Genomic DNA, 18,069 nt, shown 5'->3' with positions numbered 1-18,069 from the left:
CGGCACGGCCTCCGATGCCACCGCCCTTACCGCTGTCCTCAACTCCGCCGCCGGAAAGGGGTGTTGTCCGAGCGAGGGCGATCATCTGCTCAGTGGCCGAGGAATACGGTGGGCAAATCCGCGTGGGCCACCGGCCACGGAGAGGCGAGGGCGCCGGGGCTTCGAGTCCCGGAGCCCCGCGTCCCGGCATGCTTCCGCCACTGTCGATACCTCGCCCCGTCACGCCGGGGCCACAGCGTGTTCACGAAGATCACCAAGAGTCGGAATACAAGCGGATTTCAGGGGCTGTCCCGGGACAGCCCTCACCAGAACACACTTTGCTGAGGACGACCCATGTGCCTTGACGGACACTGCGAGCACCAGGCGGACATCCTCCGCCCCGACGCCGGACGGACCGGCGAACCCGGGAGCGGGCCGGGGCGCCGCGGGCTGCTGGCGGCGGGCGTCGCCGGTGCGGCTGCCCTCACCCTCGCTCCGATGGCGTTCGCCCCGCCGGCCGGGGCAGCGCAGCCGGCCCCCCAGAGCTCGGAGGCGACACACGTCATCAGCGGTCATCTGGCCACCGGCGTGGCCGACTTCGTCTACCTCCCCGTCGAGGTCCCGTCCGGCGTACGGAAGATCGCCGTCTCGTACGCGTACGACAAGCCCGCGGTTCCCTCCGGCACGCCCGGCAACTCCTGCGACATCGGCATCTTCGACGAGCGCGGCACCGGCCTGGGCGGGCAGGGCTTCCGGGGATGGTCCGGCGGTTCCCGTACCTCCTTCGAGATCAGCAACGGCGAGGCCACCCCGGGCTATCTTCCGGGCAAGATCGGCCGCGGTACCTGGCACATCGTGCTCGGGCCGTACCAGGTCGCGCCGCAGGGGCTGAACTACCAGGTCCAGGTGACCCTGACCTACGGCGAGCCCGGCCCGGCCGCCCCCCGCAGCTTTCCGCCCCAGCGGGCCAGGGGCCGCGGCCGTGCCTGGTACCGGGGCGACTGCCACCTGCACACGGTCCACTCCGACGGCAAGCGCCTGCCCGCCGAGGTGGCGGCCGGTGCGCGGGACGCGCGGCTGGACTTCATGGTCTCCACCGACCACAACACCTCGTCGGCGCACGCGGTGTGGGGCGAGTACGCCGGTTCCGACCTGCTGATCATCACTGGCGAGGAGGTCACCACCCGCAACGGCCACTGGCTCGCCCTCGGCCTTCCCCCCGGCGAGTGGATCGACTGGCGCTACCGCAACCGCGACGACGCCTTCCCCCGCTTCGCCCGTCAGGTGCGACGCGGCGGTGGCCTCGTGGTGCCCGCCCACATGTACTGCGCGTACGTGGCGAGCCAGTGGAAGTTCGGCTTCGACGACGCGGACGCCACCGAGGTGTGGACCGGCCCGTGGACGTACGACGACGAGCACGCCGTCAGCACCTGGGACCAGAAGATCGGCGAGGCGGTGCGCGCGGGCGGCCGCTGGGTGCCGGCCATGGGCAACAGCGACGCGCACAGCACCCCGCAGGTCATCGGCCTGCCGCACAACGTGGTGCTCGCCGACGATCTGCGAACCGACTCGGTCATGGACGGAATCCGCGCCGGGCGCAGCTGGATCGCCGAGTCCGCCGCGGTGGAGCTGACCTTCACCGTGAGCGGCGACGCGCGGCAGGCCGGGATCGGCGAGACCCTCAGGGCGCCCGCCGACGCGCCGGTGGACGTCCGCCTCGACGTGAAGGGCGTACCCAACGGCACGGTCCGCTTCATCACCGACGAGGGCCAGATGCACCAGGAGTCGCTGAGCGCCGAGGGTGCGGGCGCGGTGGTGTGGCGTACGACCACGTCGCTCGCCGCGTACGTGCGCGCCGAGGTCCGCCACCCGATGGCGAACGGTTCGGCGGGGCAGGGCAACACCATGGGCGACGCCCTGATGTTCGGCCCGATGGCCGCCCTCACCAACCCGGTCTTCCTGAAGACGTCGGGGCGCTGACGGCAGGACGCGGGGAGCCCGCGGGCGTGGGAACCGGTGCGGACCGGTCCCCACGCCGCTCGTCAGCGGCGGGCGAGCCGCAGGGTGACCAGCTCGAACGGGCGAAGCGCGAGAGCCGCGCCCGCGTCGGTGAGCTCCGGCGCCGCGTCCTGCACCAGTTTCTCGGGTCCAGCGCAGGTCACCGCCGTGGTGGACCGGTGGGAGGAAGTCGGTGGCGAGGACCGGTACGCCGTTGCGGTGGGCGGCGTCCACGACGGGGGCGTTGGGCGCGAGGGTCAGCCAGCCCCTCGCCGGCCGAGCCGCCCCGGAAGAGGAGTTCGCCGATGTACGCCCACCGGCTCAGGGCGTAGTGGTCCGAGCCATGGCTGCGGCCGTCGGCCGCCTGCACGGAGACCGGACGGGGCCCTGCTGCCGGGCCCCGCTCACCCTCCGGCCGTGAACGTCGCCCCGTCGTAGTCCGCGTGGTGGCCTCGTCCGGTGAGGTCCCAGACCCACAGGCCGACGAAGGCACCCGTGAAGCCCATGGCCCGGACCTGCCCGTCGTGGACGTCCTCGGCGTGCTCGTCGGAGAGCACGGTGGCGTCGGCCGCCTCGCCGACCGGACGCCGGCCCGAGCCGGTGTCGTAGTGGAAGCGCAGTTCCCCGCCGTCCAGCTCGCACCCCAGGCGCAGCCTGGCGATGCCGTCGAGGGGAATCCCGCCGGCCTCGTCGACGGTCAGTACGCCCCGGTCACTGCTCGCCCTGCGCAGAACGGGGCGGCCCTCGTCGTCGGCGGTGACGTACAGGTAGTACCAGTTGCGGGTGTTGTAGTACGCGGTGATCCCGGCGAGGTGCTGGAAGGCCTCGGGGCGGTACTCCATGGTGGCTTCGAAGGAGCAGCGGGGTGCGGTCACCCGCTGGGCCACCAGGCTCGGCCCGACGAGGCTGTGCGGGGCGCGGCCTCCCCGGATCCTCAGGTGGGAGGGGCGGTCGGTGAGCGACAGCCACTCCGGTGCCGCGGGGCGCCGGAGCGTGGACCACTGCGCCCCCAGGGCGGGCCGGTCGAAGTCGTCGGCGAGGTGGGCGCCCGGGGCCGGGGCCTTCTCCGGGAGGGGCTCGCTCCGCAGGGAGGCGGGGGCGGCCACTTCCAGGGCCGGTTCGCCCGTCGGGACGCGGGGCCAGTCGTCGGGAGTCCAGGTCACGGGTGCCAGGGCCGTCTCCCGGCCCAGGACGCACGGCCCGTGCCGGCCGAGCGGGCGGGCCACGAGGTAGGCCAGGTACGTCTCACCCGCGGGCGTGGTCACGAGGCTGCCGTGACCGGCCTTCTGCAGGGGCTGGTCCGGGCGGTGGCGTGCGGTGATGAGCGGGCCGTCCGGATCCCGTTCGTACGGGCCGGTCGGAGTACGGGAGCGGGAGACGGTCACCTGGTGGTCGTAGCCGGTGCCGCCGTCGGCCGTCAGCAGGTAGTACCAGTCGCCGACGCGGTAGAGGTTGGGGCCCTCGATCCAGCTGTCCCCGGGAGGCAGGCCGATGAGGACGGGGTCGCCTTTCAGGGCGCGGGCCGCGCGGTCGTAGCGGGTCGCTTCCAGGCCGGCGGACCCGCCGTGCCCGGGCCGCCAGTCGTGGACGAGGTTGATCAGCCAGCTGTCGGGGCCGTCGTGGAAGAGGGACGCGTCGAAGCCGCGCGCGTGCAGCGGGACCGGCTCGGACCAGGGGCCGTGGACCGAGGGAGCGGTGACGAGGTGGTTGGGGGCGTCGGAGAAACCGCCGGTGTACGTCGACACGTTGCTGTAGACGAGGTGGAACAGACCGTCGGCATGGCTCAGGCTGGGAGCCCAGACGCCGCCGGAGTCGGGACATCCGGTCAGGTCGAGCGCCGGCGGGCCGGCGAGCGCCCCGCCCAGAGGCTCCCAGTGGACCAGGTCCCGGGAATGGTGCAGGCGGACGCCCGGACACCATTCGAACGTCGAGGTCGCGAGGTAGTAGTCGTCGCCGACCCGCACGATCGAGGGATCGGGGTGGGAACCGGGCAGCACGGGGTTCCGTACGACCTGGGCAGATCCGTCTCGCACGCGCTTCTCAGCCTTCCGCTCCGTCCCCGGGAGGTCCGGGCTCCTGATGATCAAGGGGGAACGTAGCGTCGAACAGACGCATCGACAACCGTCCGCCACTCGGCCGGGCAGGGCCGCGGCGGAGTCCGGCCACTCGTCACCTCTCTCCCGGAAGGGGATGTTTCACAACAAAAGGCACGCGGTAGGCAGAGGGACCGGCCCGGTTCTCCGGGTCCTCGCCGGGGCGCGGCAGGCGTCCTTCGCCTTCGGCGCCCTCCGTCCGCAGAGAGAGGAACCCCATGGGCTCCGTACCGGTCCTGATCCGTGACGTCCGCATTTTCGACGGGCTGAACAGCGAGCTCTCCGAACCTCGGTCGGTGCTCGTCGAAGACCGCAGGATCGCCGCGATCGGTGGCGGCACGCCGCCGCCGGCGGACGCGCTGGTCGTCGAGGGGGGCGGACGCGTGCTCATGCCGGGGCTGACCGATGCGCACGTGCACCTCTTCGCCGCCGGGAACACCGAGGTGGGACTGGCCATGGGCAGCACCGGCTCGGGCTACTACCGGGCGCTGGCCGAGGCGGGCCGGATGCTCATGCGGGGCTTCACCTCCGTGCGGGACATGGGCGGGGACGTCACCGCGCTGCGGGAGGTCCTGGACGCGGGCGCCTTTGCCGGCCCACGGATCTATCCCAGTCAGGCGGCGCTCTCGCAGACCTCGGGGCACGGCGACTTCTCCTGCGCGTACGACGACGCCACGACGTTCCGCGGCGCGCCGTCGCGGGCCGAGGGGATCGGTTTCATGCGGGTCGCCGACGGCCGGGACCAAGTGCTCGCGGCCGCCCGCGAGCAGCTGAAGCGGGGCGCCACCCAGATCAAGGTGATGGCCGGCGGCGGGGTGACTTCGGCGCACGACCCGCTGGACGTGGTGCAGTACACGGTGGACGAACTGCGCGCGGCGGTCGAGGCGGCCGCCGACTGGGGTACGTACGTCAGCGCGCACGTCTTCAGCGACGAGGGGATCCGCCGTGCGGTCGCCGCCGGGATCAAGTCCATCGAGCACGGTCACCTCGCGTCGCAGGAGACGATCCGGCTGCTGACGGACGAGCGGGTCTGGCTGAGCACCCAGCCGTTCCTGGAGGGCGACCACTCCTTCTCCTCGCCGGAGTCGACGGCGAAGAACAAGCAGGTGTGCGACGGGGTGGCGCGGACCTACGCGTGGGCGCGGGCCGCCGGGACGCAGATCGCCTTCGGAACGGACCTTCTGCTGAATCCGTCCGGGGCGGCCATCCAGAGCGAGATGCTCACCCGGCTGTCGGGCACCTTCGGATTCACGCCCGTGGAGGCGCTGAAGATGGTCACCTCGGGCAACGCCCGTCTCTTCCGGCTCTGCGGGGAACGCGACCCGTACAAGGCGGCCCGCATCGGCGAGATCACGGTCGGTGCCTGGGCCGACCTGCTGATCGTGGAGGGCGACCCCACCCACGATCTGAGCCTGCTCGGCGCGCCCGAGGAGAATCTGGCCGTCATCGTCAAGGACGGCCGGGTCCACCGGAACCGGCTGGCCTGAGGGACGGCGAACCGGCCCGGCGGTCAGCCGCCGGGCCGGGCGGCGGGGGTTCCCCGGAGTGCGGAGACGATCAGCGGCCAGGCCTCCGCTCCCAGCAGCGCGTCCGCTTCGGGGGTGCCGCCGTGGAGATGTTCCGGGGACGCCGGCAGGGCGCTCTCGCCGGGGAACCGGGGGCGGTGGCCGGCGTCGGCACGGCTGATCACCTTGACGCTCGCACGCGCCGCGCGCCGCCGGGCGGCCAGCCGTTCGGCGGCCGGGAGGGAGGGCCACATCGCGTCGTCGCCGCCGGCGACGAGGACGATGTCCGCGCGGGCGTGTTCCACGGGGATCGCAGCTCCGGGGAGCAGGTGGCCGAAGGTGCGGCGGCTGAGTTCGTACCACCCGGTGACGGCGACCGGCTCGCCGGCGGGGCTCGTGGGTGTCCAGGAGTCGTCCATGGGGAGGAAGGGCAGCGCCTCTCCCCGCCAGGTCCACGAGGAGCGGTACGGGTGGCGCCTGCCGTCGTGGCCCGGTCCCACGTTGCACCAGACGGAGTCGGTCGGCGACAACGCGACCACCAGGTCCACCCGAGGGTCGCGCACGGCGGTGAGCAGGGCTGCTTCGGCCCCTTTGGAGACCCCGAGTATCGCGATCCGCGACGCGCCGGTGGATCGCAGTACTCCGACGGCGTCGGTGAAGGTCTCCAGGGGTATCTCGCAGATGCCGGGCGGCTGGCCGGGCCCGCCGAACCAGCGCATCGCGAGTGCGGTCAGCCCCTGTCCGGCGAGCAGCCGCGCCCGGTCCCGCTCCACCCGGCCGCTGGATCCGGCCAGCACCAGGACGGCACACTCGCTCCCTCCGGGGGGAGAACACGAGGACTCCCTCCCACGGAGTGTCCAGTTCCCGCTCGTGCACGTCCATGACTACCCCTCCCGTACGCGTCCCTCCCGCCGGCGAGCCCCGCGGGCCGCGGGGTCCGGGCGGCTCAGGACCGGATCGTACGGTGCCGGGGCCGGGCGGCGGCGAGCGGACCGTGCCGGACGCTCCGGCCGGTCGTACGCCGCCGGGTAGCCGGACCGGCCCGCGCAAAATACTCTGCAGTGACCGATGTGCACGGGAGCAGCCGATGACCCGCCGGAGGAATCCCGCCCCAGCGAGCGCCGCGGATCTTCTCGGTACCCTGCAGCAGCTCACCGCCCGCGCGCGGCGGGAGGTGGAGCTCCACCAGGCCCGGGTCGAACTCGCCGAGGCGCTCCAGCGCACCATGCTTCCGGGCGCGCTGCCCTCGGTCCCCGGTCTGCAGGCCGCGGCCCGCTACCAGCCGACCCACCACGGGCTGGACATCGGCGGCGACTGGTACGACGGGTTCGTGCTGCCGGACGGCACGCTCGGCTTCGCGATCGGTGACGTCCAGGGGCACGACGTCGAGGCGGCGGCGGTCATGGGGCAGATCAGGATCGCGATGCGGGCGATCGCGGGCAGTACCTCGGACCCGGGCGAGGTCATGCGCCGTACCAACGATCTGCTGATGTCGTTCACGGCGCCCCTCTTCGCCACCTGCACCTTTCTGCGGGTGGATCCGGCCACCCACGAGCTCCACTCCGCCCGCGCGGGCCACGTGGCGAGCGTGTGGGCGACCGTCGACGGCAGGTCGGGGGTCGTGGAGGACCCGGGCGGACTGCCCCTGGGCATCCAGAGCGGGGAGGTGTACCCCGTCGCCCGGCGCTCGCTGGACGTGCCCGGCGCGATCGTCCTCCTGACGGACGGACTCGTCGAGGGCCCTTCCCTGGATCTCGACGAGGGTCTCGAAGCGATACGCCGACTGGTGAGCGACCACGTGAGCGCCTCCGCCGAAGAGCTCGCCCAGACGGTCCTCGGGGCCGCGGACATGACGGGCCACGAGGACGACGTGGCCTTTCTCGTTCTCCGCCACGGCGGCGCACCCGCCGGCTGACGCACACCGCGCGTGTCACCGCGGGTGTCGCCCGGGGGGCCGGTGTCTGATGGCATCTGTGATCCGCAGCGAGAAGGCCAGACGCCGGGCCGTGGCCACCGCCCAGCTCCTGGGCGTCGCCGCCGTGTACTACCTGTCCGGCCGTCTGGGGCTGCTGCGCCGGGTGGAGGCGTACCAGTCGGTCGTGACGCCCCTGTGGCCTCCCACCGGCGTGGCGCTGGCCGCTCTGCTGCACTTCGGCGTACGGATCTGGCGCGGCATCGCGCTCGGCGCCCTGTTCACCACGGTCACCATCAGTGGCTCGTTCTCACCCCTGGGGCTCGGCATCCTGGCCGGCAACACGCTCGCGCCGCTGTGCGCCTACGCGGCTCTGCGGTCGGTGGGTTTCCGGGAGGAGCTGGACCGGCTGCGGGACGGGGCCGCGCTGGTGTTCCTGGGTGCCTTCACGGGGATGCTGGTCAGCTCCATGCTCGGGTGCCTCACGCTGGTCCTGACCGAGAAGCTGCCGCTGGAGAGGTTCTGGCCGGTCTGGGCGTGCTGGTGGGCCGGGGACGTGATGGGCGTGCTCGTCGTGACGCCCCTCCTGCTGGTCCTGCGCCGGGCGCGGATGCCCCGGGCCACGGACCGCTGGCTGGAGGCCCTCGCCCTGTTCGTCGTCATGACGGGCGTCTCCCTGCTGGCGACGACGAGCACACTCGCCATGCTCTACCTGGTGTTCCCCGTCCTCATCTGGGCGGCGCTCCGCTTCCAGCTGCCCGGCAGCGCTCCCTGCGCCCTGCTGCTCTCCGTACTCGCGGTGATCTCGGCGACGCACCAGGCCGGGCCGTTCCGGGGGCACGAGATCCTGGAAGTGATGCTCAACCTCGCCCTCCTCAACGGCTCGGTGACGCTCACCTCGCTGCTGCTGTCGGCGGTCGTCACGGAGCAGCTGAACATCCGCCGCGAGATGGAGCACGCCTGTGTGGAGCTGGCTGAGCTGGTCGAGGAGCTGACGCCCCGGTCGGACCGCCGCGCCCGGAGGCCCGCCTCCGGCGAGCGCGTGGCGATCCGGCCGGAGCTCGGCTGAGGCGGACGACCGGGCGCGGGGTCAGTCGCCGGACCGGGGGAAGAACCGGCGCAGGAAGTCGTTGCGGAAAACTCCCTCGGGGTCGTGGCGGGCGGCGAGCTCGTCGAAGCGGTCCCAGTCGGGGTACAGGCCCCGCAGGTCGCCGGGGCCCATGGGGAAGACCTTGCCCCAGTGGGGCCTCGCGCCGAAGGGTGCCAGCGCTTCCTCGACGGCGTGCAGGACCGGGGTGACGGCCTCCGTGTCCGGCTTCCAGGTGAAGTGGAAGGCCACGGAGTCGCGGCCCCGGGCGGGGCTCAGCCAGAGGTCGTCGGCGGCGATCGTCCGGATCTCGGAGATCAGCAGGTGGGGCGCGATGCGGTCGCGGATGCGGTCCAGCGCCTCGAAGGCCGCGGGCGCGTCGCTCCGCGCCACGAAGTACTCCGACTGCAGTTCGTCACCGCTGCTCGGAGTGAATTCGAGGCGGAAGTGCGGCAGCCGCTCGTACCAGGGGCCGCGCACCCCCTGCTGCTGGGTGCAGTTCGCGGCGGGCATGCCGGGAACCGGGTGGCGGGGGCCGTCGGCGAGCACCGCGCCGCGCCACTCGGCGGAGGCCTCGTGCGCGTCCTCGCCATGGACGGCACGCTTCACCCACACCTGGTCGACCGGCCGGTCGCGCCAGCTCGTGAAGAGGCTGACGCTGTAGCCCTCGGCCATGATCTCGTCGAACCCGTGCACCGCCTGGTCGCGGGGCAGGTCTTCGTAGACCCATTGCCGGACGTCGAAGGTGGGGACCAGGTCGAGGGTGAGCCGGGTGACGACACCGAGCGCGCCGAGCGACACCACCGTGCCGGGGAAGTCGGGGTGACCGCGCTCCACCGTGGTGAGGGAGCCGTCCGCGCGGACGAGTTCCACGGCGCGGACCGCTCCGGCCAGCGAACGGTTGCCGATGCCGGAACCGTGGGTTCCGGTGGCGCAGGCTCCGGCGACCGAGATGTGCGGCAGGGAGCCGAGGTTGTGGAGTGCGAAGCCGCTCCCGTGCAGGGTTCCGGTCAGCTCCCCGAACCGCAGGCCGGCGCTCACGGTGGCGGTCCGGGCGGCGGAGTCGATGTCGACCACCTGGGGCAGCCCCGCGACGGAGACCAGGTCACCCCGCGTGTCGGCGATCGCGTTGAAGGAGTGTCTGGTGCCAAGCGCGCGGAGCTCGGTGGCCGATCCCACGATGTCGCGCAGCTCTTCGACGGACGTGGGGGTCAGCACCCGCCGCGCGCCGAAGGTGACGTTCTTGGCCCAGTTCCGCTCGGGCGCGTTCACGCGGCACTCACTCGCCGTGCGGCCCGGCGGGTCGTACGAGGGGTGGGGCGCGGGGCGGCCGGCGGACACGCGGCGATTGCCTGCCCGGGACACGAGCGGGGGCGAGAGTGGTCGATCATGCGTACGAAGCTTAGTCGCGCGGTGCGGGACGGCGGGTGCCGGTGTGCCGTCCGGCACCTCCGGGGCGTTGTCAGTAGGGAAGCGGCCGGCCGGACGGTGTGCGCAGGTCGAGCGGGGGCGGCCCCGAGGGCTGCGGCGGACGGCGGACGATCCTGATGCGGCCCATTGCCACCACCTCCTGTTGGTCAACCGGTATTTGCCCAGGGGGGCGGTGTTCACACTTCCGCGCCGGTGCGGGCTTCGCATCCCGGCGTACGGCCGGGGATGCGGAGCGGGCGCGGTGCGGCGAACCTTGAAAAGACCCGGGGGGGACGACAACGGAAAGGACACGTCATGTCCGCGATTGACAAGATCAAGAAGATGCTCAAGGGCCACGAGGACCAGGCGGGCAAGGCCGTCGACAAGGGCGGCGACATGATCGACAAGAAGACCGGCAACAAGTACCGGAGCCAGGTCGACTCGGCTCAGGACGGCCTCAAGGGGCAGTTCGGGGCGGAGGGCGAGCGGGGCGAGGGAAATCCGCCGCGCCGGTAGGCCGTGCGGCGGCGGCGCCAGGGGCGGCCCGTGATCCGCGGGTCACCGCCCGCGAAGCCCCCGGCCGGGACGGTCGCGGGCGGTCCGGGCACCTGCCCGCGGGACGTTCCGCCGGCCTCTCCCGCTGAGGGGGTCCGTGAGCCTTCACGTTCCGGAAACGGCCGGGTAGCACGTTCTCCATGTCGCTCCCCTACGCTTGGTGAACGAAGCCAAGGCCGAGGACGTCCACCGGCGCACCGTGTCACCGCTGGACGGGAGCCCCGTGTTCCGAACCTCCTTGCCCGCCTTCCCCCTCCCTCCTCGTCCGCTGCCCCGCTGGCTCGGACACGTCATGAAGACGCAGCGCGCCCCGGTGCCCTGGGGTGCCGTGCTGCGAGGCGGGCCGGCCGTGCTGCCGCTGCTGCTGTCGGTCCTCGCCGACCGCCCCTCGCTGGGGGTACCCGCTGCGCTGGGGGCCCTGCTCGCGGGGATCAACGACCGGCCGGGCAGCCGCCGCGGTGCGGTGCTGCGGCTCGGGCTCCCCGCGGTGATCGGCTCCTTCGGGCTGTTCCTCGGCACCTGCCTCGGCGACCTCACCGGCGGCGGGCGCTCCCTGGTGGTCATGCCGCTCGCGCTGAGCGTGCTGGGGCTCGTGGCGGGGGCGCTCAGCTCGACCGGACCGGTGGCCTCCGCCTGCGGGACCCAGCTGCTGGTGGCGGCCGTGATCGGCGCCGGCATGCCGCTGCCCGAGCCCGGCTGGCAGCGCGCGGTCCTCTTCCTCGTCGGCGCGGTGTGGCTGCTCGTACTGCGGCTGGTGCTGCCCTCCCCGGTACGTTCCCGGGCAGGAAGGGGCGCTCCGTACGTGCTCGACGGGGAGCGCGAGGCCGTGGCGGCGGTGTACACGGCCGTCGCCGATCTGCTGCGGGCAGCGGGAAGCGACCGGGCGCCGGGCAGGCGCGCGGCTCTGAGCGCCGCGCTCGACCACGCGCAGGACACGCTGTCCGGGCCGAGGCTGCGGCGGCACGCGAGTTCGGCCGCCGAGCGCAGACTGCACGCCCAGTACGCCGCCGCGTTCCCGCTGGCCGAGGCGGCGACCGCGCTGGCCTGGGCGGGGGAACCGCTCCCCGCCCGCATAGCCGGGGGACCCCACCGGCTGGCACGGGCCGTCCTCACGGGCACCCCCTGCGGTGCGCTTCCCGCGCCGGCCCGGTCCGGATCGGGACTGCGTGCGCTCGACGAGGCGCTGCTGCGCGCCGCCGCCGATTTCGACAACCGCGAGGGCCGCAGACTGCGGACCGGCGGAGCGTCCGGCCGTACGTCCCTGCTGCGGCGCGCCTTCGGCCCGGCCGGGCGGGCGTACGGGATCCGGGTCGCCCTGTGCTGCGGGACGAGCACCGTACTCGCCCAGGTGCTCCGGCACGACCACTGGTACTGGCTGCCGGCGACCGCGGTGTTCCTGGTCAAGCCCGACCTCGGTCCGCTGGCCTCCCGGGTGCTGTGCCGGGCGGTCGGGACGGTGGCGGGAGCCGCGTTCTTCGCCCTGCTGCTCGCGCCGTTCGCCGGGCCGGCGGTCGCGGTGGGAGCGGTCGCGGTGTGCGGGGCGCTCGTCCCCGTGGCCAGCCGGCACTTCGCGGCCCAGACCGCGGTCGTCACCGTGCTCGTGCTCTCGCTGGTGGCGCTGACCGGTGAGCCCTCCGCCGGCGCCGGACGCGTCGTGGAGTCCTTGCTGGCGTGTGTGCTGGTGCTGGTGATCGGCCACGTGCGGATGCCGGGGCACAGGGTGGCCTCGGTGCGCTCGGCGCTCGACACGGCGACCTCGGCCGCGCACCGGTATCTCCGTCACGTGCTGGACGACCCGCGGGACGGGGAGCGGCGGGGCGATCTGCGCCGGGACGCCTACCGGTCCCTGGCGGCGGCCCGGAACGCGATCGAGCTGTCGGCCGCCGAGCTGCCGCCGGTCGCCCGGCGCACGGCGGGGTCCGCCGAGGTCGCCCAGGCACTGGAGCTGCTGATCGACACGACGACCGCCTGCGCCGTGCACCTCGACGGCCGACCGGCCGGGCTGTCCCGCTCGTACGCGGACCGGCTGACAGCCCGGCTGTCCGCTCTGGACGCCGCGCAGGCGGAGGTGTTCCCCCCGGAGCGGGCGGGGGCACCGGTGGCGGCGTGAACGTGCGATGTGCCGCGTCCCGCCGCGGGCGTGGTGCCCGCGGCGGGACGTGTGGCGGGCCGGGTCAGCGGGTGAGCAGGGTCAGCGCGGCGAAGGCGCCCGTCACCGCTCCGGCCCCGGCGACCGACAGGGCCACGCAGCGCTTCCTGAGCTGTTCGTAGCGCTCGGTGTACTCGGCGCGGAGTTCGACGGCCCGCCCGGCGACCCGGCTGAACGACTCACGGCAGACGGCCACCCGGTCGGTGACGTAGACGCGTTCCACGTCCTCGCGCTGCGCGGTGGTGAGCCAGGGCAGCTGGTCGGTGAAGTGCCCCGCGCGGCGGCGTGCTTCTTCGACCTCGGCGTTCCACAGGAGGTAGCCCTCCATGCGGGCCAGGCCCCGGGCGCAGTCCGGATCGGGTTTCACGGATTCCTCTTCTCGTGGCAGCGGGCGTGGACGGGCGGATACCGTCTACTGCTGCTTGTCCCCGGGGGCGATGGTCACCGACGCGTCGGGGACGTTGGTCGCGTCGTCGAGCGCCCGGACGTACGGGTGGTGCAGGTCGAACGCCGGGGACTCGGAACGGATCCGCGGCAGGGTGACGAAGTTGTGGCGCGGCGGCGGGCACGAGGTGGCCCACTCCAGCGAACGGCCGAAGCCCCACGGGTCGTCGACTCCGACCATCTCGCCGTACTTGGCGGTCTTCCAGACGTTGTAGAAGAACGGCAGGATCGACAGTCCCAGCAGGAACGAGGCGATCGTCGAGATCGTGTTCAGCGCGGTGAAGCCGTCGGCGGCGAGGTAGTCCGCGTAGCGGCGCGGCATGCCCTCGGCACCGAGCCAGTGCTGCACCAGGAACGTGCCGTGGAAGCCCACGAACAGCGTCCAGAACGTGATCTTGCCGAGCCGCTCGTCCAGCATCTTGCCGGTGAACTTCGGCCACCAGAAGTGGAATCCGGCGAACATCGCGAACACCACGGTGCCGAAGACGACGTAGTGGAAGTGCGCGACGACGAAATACGAGTCCGAGACGTGGAAGTCCAGCGGCGGCGAGGCCAGCAGGACACCGGTCAGGCCGCCGAAGAGGAAGGTGACGAGGAATCCGGTGGCCCAGAGCATCGGCGTCTCGAAGGACAACGAGCCCTTCCACATCGTGCCGATCCAGTTGAAGAACTTCACACCGGTCGGTACCGCGATGAGGAACGTCATGAACGAGAAGAACGGCAGCAGCACGCCGCCCGTCACGTACATGTGGTGCGCCCACACCGTCACGGAGAGACCCGCGATGGCGATCGTGGCGGCGATCAGACCGACGTAGCCGAAGATCGGCTTGCGGCTGAACACCGGGATGACCTCGCTGACGATGCCGAAGAACGGCAGGGCGATGATGTAGACCTCGGGATGCCCGAAGAACCAGAAGAGATGCTGCCAGAGCAGCGAGCCGCCGTTTGCCGGGTCGAAGATCCGTGCTCCGAACTTGCGGTCCGCTTCCAGGGCGAAGAGGGAGGCGGCCAGGACCGGGAAGGCGAGCAGCACCAGGACACCGGTCAGCAGGACGGTCCACACGAAGATCGGCATCCGGAACATCGTCATGCCGGGCGCACGCATGCAGATGATCGTGGTGATGAAGTTGACGGCGCCGAGGATCGTGCCGAAGCCGGAGAAGGCCAGTCCCATGATCCAGAGGTCACCGCCCACGCCCGGTGAGTGTTCCGCGTTCGAGAGCGGGTTGTACGCGAACCATCCGAAGTCGGCCGCGCCGTTGGGGGTGAGGAAGCCTCCCACCGCGATGAGCGAACCGAAAAGGTACAGCCAGTACGCGAACATGTTCAGCCGCGGGAACGCCACGTCGGGCGCACCGATCTGAAGGGGCATGATCCAGTTGGTGAAGCCGGAGAAGAGCGGCGTCGCGAACATCAGCAGCATGATCGTGCCGTGCATCGTGAACAACTGGTTGTACTGCTCGTTGGAAATGATCTGTGTGCCCGGCCGGGCCAGCTCGGCCCGCATGACCAGGGCCAGCAGGCCTCCGACGCAGAAGAAGGCGAAGGACGTGATCAGGTAGAGAGAACCGATCGTCTTGTGATCGGTGGTGGTCAGCCACCTGATGACGACGTTTCCCGGCTGCTTTCGCCGTACCGGCAATTCGTCCGCGTACGCGGCTTCGCTTTCCACCGGTTCTGAGGTGCCACTCGTCGTCACTGCGACGCTCCTTCGATCGACGGCCCCTTGCGGACCCGCCGACCAGAATGGCCCGACGCGGTTCGACCCTGTGGGACATCCTTCCCGGTGGAGCGCCACCGGGCGTCAAGGACACTCAAACGGCCCAACGGCGGCGGAGTCGCCGCCGAAAGGGCGTCAGCGGACTTCGAAGACGAGCGGCGGCCCGGGGGGCGTCAGCGGAGATCGAAGACGAGCCGGCCGGACACCCTTCCGTCCAGCACTTCGCCGATCGAGCGGTTGATGTCGTCGAGCTTCCGGGTCTCGCGGACGACCCGGGTGCGGCCGAGGCGGTGCAGCCGGAAGACCTCGGCGAGGTCCTCGCGGGTGCCGACGATCGAACCGACCACCGTGATCCCGTTCAGGACGGTGTCGAAGACCGGTAGCGCGAGCGTGCCCTCGGCCGGCAGCGCGACCAGCACCAGCGTCCCGCCACGGCGGAGCGATCCGTACGCGGCGGAGAAGGACTCGTTGCTGACGGCCAGGGAGATGGCCGCGTCGGCGCCGCCCAGCTTCTGGGTCTCCTCGGCGACGTCCTGGGATCGGGCGTCGACGACGTGGTCAGCGCCGAGGTCCCGGGCGAGTGCCAGCTTCTCGTCGGTGACGTCGACGGCGATGGTCTCCGCGCCGAAGATCCGCGCGTACTGGAGGGCGAGGTGGCCGAGGCCCCCGATGCCGGAGACGAGGACCCGCGCGCCCGGCCGGGCGCCCGAGAGCTTCACCGCCTTGTACGTGGTCACCCCCGCACAGGTCAGCGGGGCCGCGTCGAGGGGGTCGATCCCCTCGGGCACCGGCACCACGTAGGTGCCGTGGGCGACGGCGTACTCGGTGTGGCTGCCGTCGACGGAGTAGCCGCTGTTGCGCTGATCCAGGCAGAGGGTCTCCCAGCCGGACACGCAGTGGTCGCAGTGGCCGCAGGCCTCGCCGAGCCAGGGAATCGCCACCCTGTCCCCCACGGAGAGGTGGTCCACCTGGTCTCCGACGGCTTCGACCACGCCGATGCCCTCGTGGCCCGGTACGAAGGGGGGCTCCGGTTTGACGGGCCAGTCCCCCCGGGCCGCGTGGATGTCGGTGTGGCAGAGGCCGGAGGTCTCCATCCGCACCAGCACCTGGTGCGGCGCGGGGACCGGGACGGGCCTCTCCTCCACGGTCAGGGGTTCGGTGAAACTGCGGACCACGGCGGCTTTCACGGGCATTCCTCCGTTCACCGGGCGGGTCGGAGGCGTGGGGAGCCACCACCTCACCGGATCGGACATGTGCCACAAAACATACTAAGCCACCTGGACGATGTCCGACCGGTGCGGTACTGCGCGAGCAGCGATATCCCGGATTTCCCGTACCGCGCCAAGGCCTCGGCGGAGACAGGCCTATCCCCCGGCCCAGCTGCGCAGCTCGGCGGGCGAGGCGAAGTCCGCCACGTTCTTGTCGATCGGATGGTCCGTGTACTGGTGGATGAGCCAGTCCGCCTCGATGCGGGGCTCCCCGGGCTCGACGTAGTCCGCGATCCAGAGGCCGTCGCCCGCGTACGAGGTCCTGTCGACGTCGAGCCAGAACGAGCGGCCGCAGTAGAGCAGGGCCCGATGGTCCGGACGGAGCCGTTTCAACTCGTGGAGGAACTTGTCCTTGTCGCCATTGCCGGCCCGGGTGCCGTCACCGGTCTGCTCCCAGTCCACGGCGAGCAGGTCCCCGGATTTCTCCGGCGTCCGGGCAAGAAAGAAGCGCACCTGTTCCGCTGCCTTGCCGGGCCAGAGGAAATGGTAGAAGCCGACGACACAACCGGCGTCCCGCGCCCTTTTCGCCTGCGCCGCCAGATGCGGATTGACGTAGGAACGCCCCTCCGTCGCTTTGATGAAGACGAAGTCAACTCCGTCCGTGTCGAACGTCTCCTGGTACGAGCTGACATCGATTCCGTGCAGCATGCGGCCACCTTCCAGCGAGGTGCGGGGTGTACGTCCTCGTCCGTTCACATGCCCCCGCTGGGCCCGCCCCATTTCCCCTCCGGCGGGAGAATCGATTCTTCACGAGGAATAGCGGGCCGAGCACGGGGGTTGGGGACGGAGAGCAGTCTTCACTGTGCGGCACTGTCTGAAAAGGTCGGATCATATGCAGATCGGAATCATCGGTGCGGGCCATATCGGCGGCAACCTGACCCGGCGTCTGACCGCTCTCGGTCACACGGTGACCGTCGCCAATTCACGTGGCCCGGAGACCCTCGAATCCCTCGTCTCGGAGACAGGCGCCACCGCGGCGAAGGCCTCGGAAGCGGCGCGCGGCGCGCGGATCGTCGTGGTCACCGTGCCACTGAAGTCCGTCCCGGACCTGCCCGCCGGTTTCCTGGACCACGTGGCCGACGGGGCCGTCGTCATCGATACCGGCAACTACTATCCGCAGCAGCGGGACGGCCGGATCGAGGAGATCGAGGAGGGGCTGCCCGAGAGCCGTTGGACGGAGCGCCGGATCGGGCACCCGGTGGTCAAGGCCTTCAACGGCACGTTCGCCCAGGATCTCCTGGACCGGGGTCTCGCGCCGGGGACGCCCGGACGGCAGGCGCTACCCGTGGCCGGGGACGACGAAGAGGCGAAGCGGGTCGTCCGGGAACTCATCGACGAGCTGGGGTTCGACACGGTGGACGCCGGCTCTCTGGACGAGTCGTGGCGCCAGCAGCCCGGCACGCCCGTCTACGGCATCCGGGGCGACCGCGGAACCGTTCGCGAGGCGCTGGCCGCAGCCTCGCCCGAGCGCACCGCGGAGTGGCGGGCCTGAGCCGTGGCGCGGCGCGTCGTCGATGGCCGGTGAGGCGCGGCGGGACGAGCGCCGTACCGGTCGTCGTCACACGTCCCAGTGGGCGGGGCGGGTGAGCGACGGCGGGGTCTTCGTCGCCCCGTCGCCCTGAGCCGCGTTGAGCTGGACCTGGGTCAGGAAGAGAGTCGCCGTCAGGTCGGCGCGTGAGAGCCGGGTGTCGCGGAGGTCCGCTCCGAGCGCGTCCGCGGCACTCAGGTCCGCGCCGGTGAGGTCGGCCGCGACCAGGCATGCCGACCGCGTGTCGGCGCCCCGTAGGTCCGCACCCCGGAGCCGGGCCCCGAAGAGATCACCGCCCGCACGCCCCTTTCCGGGGCGGCCGGCCGGCTGGCCCGCCGGATGCGGCGCGGCAGAGGCTGAGCCGACGGGGCCGTGCGGGGCCCTGGCAGGTGCCCGCGCGGGATCCGTGTTCATGTCCGTC

General features: G+C 72.0%; 15 protein-coding genes. 7 read left to right on the top strand and 8 right to left on the bottom strand.

Going from position 1 to position 18,069, the window contains the following annotated elements; genetic code table 11:
- Window positions 1-333 precede the first annotated feature (333 nt).
- The gene (locus ACWCSV_RS30880; protein ID WP_451147868.1) at window positions 334-1,959 is read left to right on the top strand and encodes a CehA/McbA family metallohydrolase; all 1,626 of its coding nucleotides are present in this window, start codon (window positions 334-336) and stop codon (window positions 1,957-1,959) included.
- Window positions 1,960-2,381: 422 nt separating this feature from the next.
- Here ACWCSV_RS30880 and ACWCSV_RS30875 read toward each other — a convergent pair whose 3' ends face one another.
- Window positions 2,382-4,010 (bottom strand): family 43 glycosylhydrolase, encoded by a 1,629-nt coding sequence (locus ACWCSV_RS30875; RefSeq protein WP_451147866.1) that lies wholly within the window; start codon window positions 4,008-4,010, stop codon window positions 2,382-2,384.
- Window positions 4,011-4,288: 278 nt separating this feature from the next.
- On the opposite strand from ACWCSV_RS30875, the gene ACWCSV_RS30870 reads away from it, so the two are divergent.
- Window positions 4,289-5,557: an amidohydrolase family protein gene (locus tag ACWCSV_RS30870; RefSeq protein ID WP_451147864.1), complete on the top strand. Its 1,269-nt coding sequence runs from the start codon at window positions 4,289-4,291 to the stop codon at window positions 5,555-5,557.
- Between the two features lie 23 nt (window positions 5,558-5,580).
- Here the strand turns inward: ACWCSV_RS30870 and ACWCSV_RS30865 are convergent, their stop codons facing one another.
- Entirely contained in the window at window positions 5,581-6,372 is a 792-nt protein-coding gene (locus ACWCSV_RS30865) for an acyl-CoA thioester hydrolase/BAAT C-terminal domain-containing protein (protein WP_451147862.1), read from the bottom strand.
- Window positions 6,373-6,662: 290 nt separating this feature from the next.
- On the opposite strand from ACWCSV_RS30865, the gene ACWCSV_RS30860 reads away from it, so the two are divergent.
- Both ACWCSV_RS30860 and ACWCSV_RS30855 read left to right on the top strand, forming a co-directional pair.
- Window positions 6,663-7,490 carry a PP2C family protein-serine/threonine phosphatase gene (locus ACWCSV_RS30860; protein ID WP_451147860.1) on the top strand — a complete coding sequence of 276 codons (828 nt, stop codon included), beginning with the start codon at window positions 6,663-6,665 and terminating at the stop codon, window positions 7,488-7,490.
- Window positions 7,491-7,548: 58 nt separating this feature from the next.
- Window positions 7,549-8,556 (top strand): MASE1 domain-containing protein, encoded by a 1,008-nt coding sequence (locus ACWCSV_RS30855; RefSeq protein ID WP_451147914.1) that lies wholly within the window; start codon window positions 7,549-7,551, stop codon window positions 8,554-8,556.
- A gap of 21 nt (window positions 8,557-8,577) precedes the next feature.
- Here ACWCSV_RS30855 and ACWCSV_RS30850 read toward each other — a convergent pair whose 3' ends face one another.
- Window positions 8,578-9,846: a D-arabinono-1,4-lactone oxidase gene (locus ACWCSV_RS30850; protein ID WP_451147858.1), complete on the bottom strand. Its 1,269-nt coding sequence runs from the start codon at window positions 9,844-9,846 to the stop codon at window positions 8,578-8,580.
- Between the two features lie 453 nt (window positions 9,847-10,299).
- Here ACWCSV_RS30850 and ACWCSV_RS30845 point away from each other — a divergent pair, with 453 nt between their 5' ends.
- Together ACWCSV_RS30845 and ACWCSV_RS30840 are read left to right on the top strand one after the other, a co-directional pair.
- On the top strand, window positions 10,300-10,500 hold the full coding sequence (locus ACWCSV_RS30845) for an antitoxin (RefSeq protein WP_451147856.1): 201 nt from the start codon (window positions 10,300-10,302) through the stop codon (window positions 10,498-10,500).
- Window positions 10,501-10,831: 331 nt separating this feature from the next.
- Complete coding sequence (locus tag ACWCSV_RS30840) at window positions 10,832-12,649, top strand: FUSC family protein (protein ID WP_451147912.1); 1,818 nt, start codon at window positions 10,832-10,834, stop codon at window positions 12,647-12,649.
- Window positions 12,650-12,713: 64 nt separating this feature from the next.
- Here the strand turns inward: ACWCSV_RS30840 and ACWCSV_RS30835 are convergent, their stop codons facing one another.
- From ACWCSV_RS30835 to ACWCSV_RS30820, 4 genes are all read right to left on the bottom strand, one after another.
- A complete protein-coding gene (locus ACWCSV_RS30835) occupies window positions 12,714-13,055 on the bottom strand; it encodes a hypothetical protein (protein ID WP_451147854.1) in 342 nt (113 codons plus the stop codon).
- 45 nt (window positions 13,056-13,100) lie between these two features.
- The gene (gene ctaD / locus ACWCSV_RS30830) at window positions 13,101-14,831 is read right to left on the bottom strand and encodes an aa3-type cytochrome oxidase subunit I (RefSeq protein ID WP_451147852.1); all 1,731 of its coding nucleotides are present in this window, start codon (window positions 14,829-14,831) and stop codon (window positions 13,101-13,103) included.
- Between the two features lie 194 nt (window positions 14,832-15,025).
- Window positions 15,026-16,039 carry an alcohol dehydrogenase AdhP gene (adhP, locus tag ACWCSV_RS30825; protein ID WP_451147850.1) on the bottom strand — a complete coding sequence of 338 codons (1,014 nt, stop codon included), beginning with the start codon at window positions 16,037-16,039 and terminating at the stop codon, window positions 15,026-15,028.
- Window positions 16,040-16,216: 177 nt separating this feature from the next.
- On the bottom strand, window positions 16,217-16,768 hold the full coding sequence (locus tag ACWCSV_RS30820) for a GH25 family lysozyme (protein ID WP_451147848.1): 552 nt from the start codon (window positions 16,766-16,768) through the stop codon (window positions 16,217-16,219).
- Between the two features lie 166 nt (window positions 16,769-16,934).
- On the opposite strand from ACWCSV_RS30820, the gene ACWCSV_RS30815 reads away from it, so the two are divergent.
- Window positions 16,935-17,612, top strand: a complete 678-nt coding sequence (locus ACWCSV_RS30815; protein WP_451147910.1) for an NADPH-dependent F420 reductase — start codon at window positions 16,935-16,937, stop codon at window positions 17,610-17,612.
- Window positions 17,613-17,678: 66 nt separating this feature from the next.
- Here ACWCSV_RS30815 and ACWCSV_RS30810 read toward each other — a convergent pair.
- Window positions 17,679-18,069 (bottom strand): pentapeptide repeat-containing protein (locus tag ACWCSV_RS30810; RefSeq protein ID WP_451147846.1); only part of this gene is annotated, 391 nt, incomplete at its 5' end.

Source organism: Streptomyces sp. NPDC001770, assembly GCF_053596135.1.
This window is presented reverse-complemented; position numbering and strand designations above follow the sequence as displayed.

Excerpts from the sequence above, each read along its gene's own strand:
- ACWCSV_RS30880 (WP_451147868.1), top strand. The coding sequence starts at position 334 with ATGTGCCTTGACGGACACTGCGAGCACCAGGCGGACATCCTCCGCCCC.
- ACWCSV_RS30870 (WP_451147864.1), top strand. The coding sequence starts at position 4,289 with ATGGGCTCCGTACCGGTCCTGATCCGTGACGTCCGCATTTTCGACGGG.
- ACWCSV_RS30860 (WP_451147860.1), top strand. The coding sequence starts at position 6,663 with ATGACCCGCCGGAGGAATCCCGCCCCAGCGAGCGCCGCGGATCTTCTC.
- ACWCSV_RS30845 (WP_451147856.1), top strand. The coding sequence starts at position 10,300 with ATGTCCGCGATTGACAAGATCAAGAAGATGCTCAAGGGCCACGAGGAC.
- ACWCSV_RS30840 (WP_451147912.1), top strand. The coding sequence starts at position 10,832 with ATGAAGACGCAGCGCGCCCCGGTGCCCTGGGGTGCCGTGCTGCGAGGC.
- ACWCSV_RS30820 (WP_451147848.1), bottom strand. The coding sequence starts at position 16,768 with ATGCTGCACGGAATCGATGTCAGCTCGTACCAGGAGACGTTCGACACG.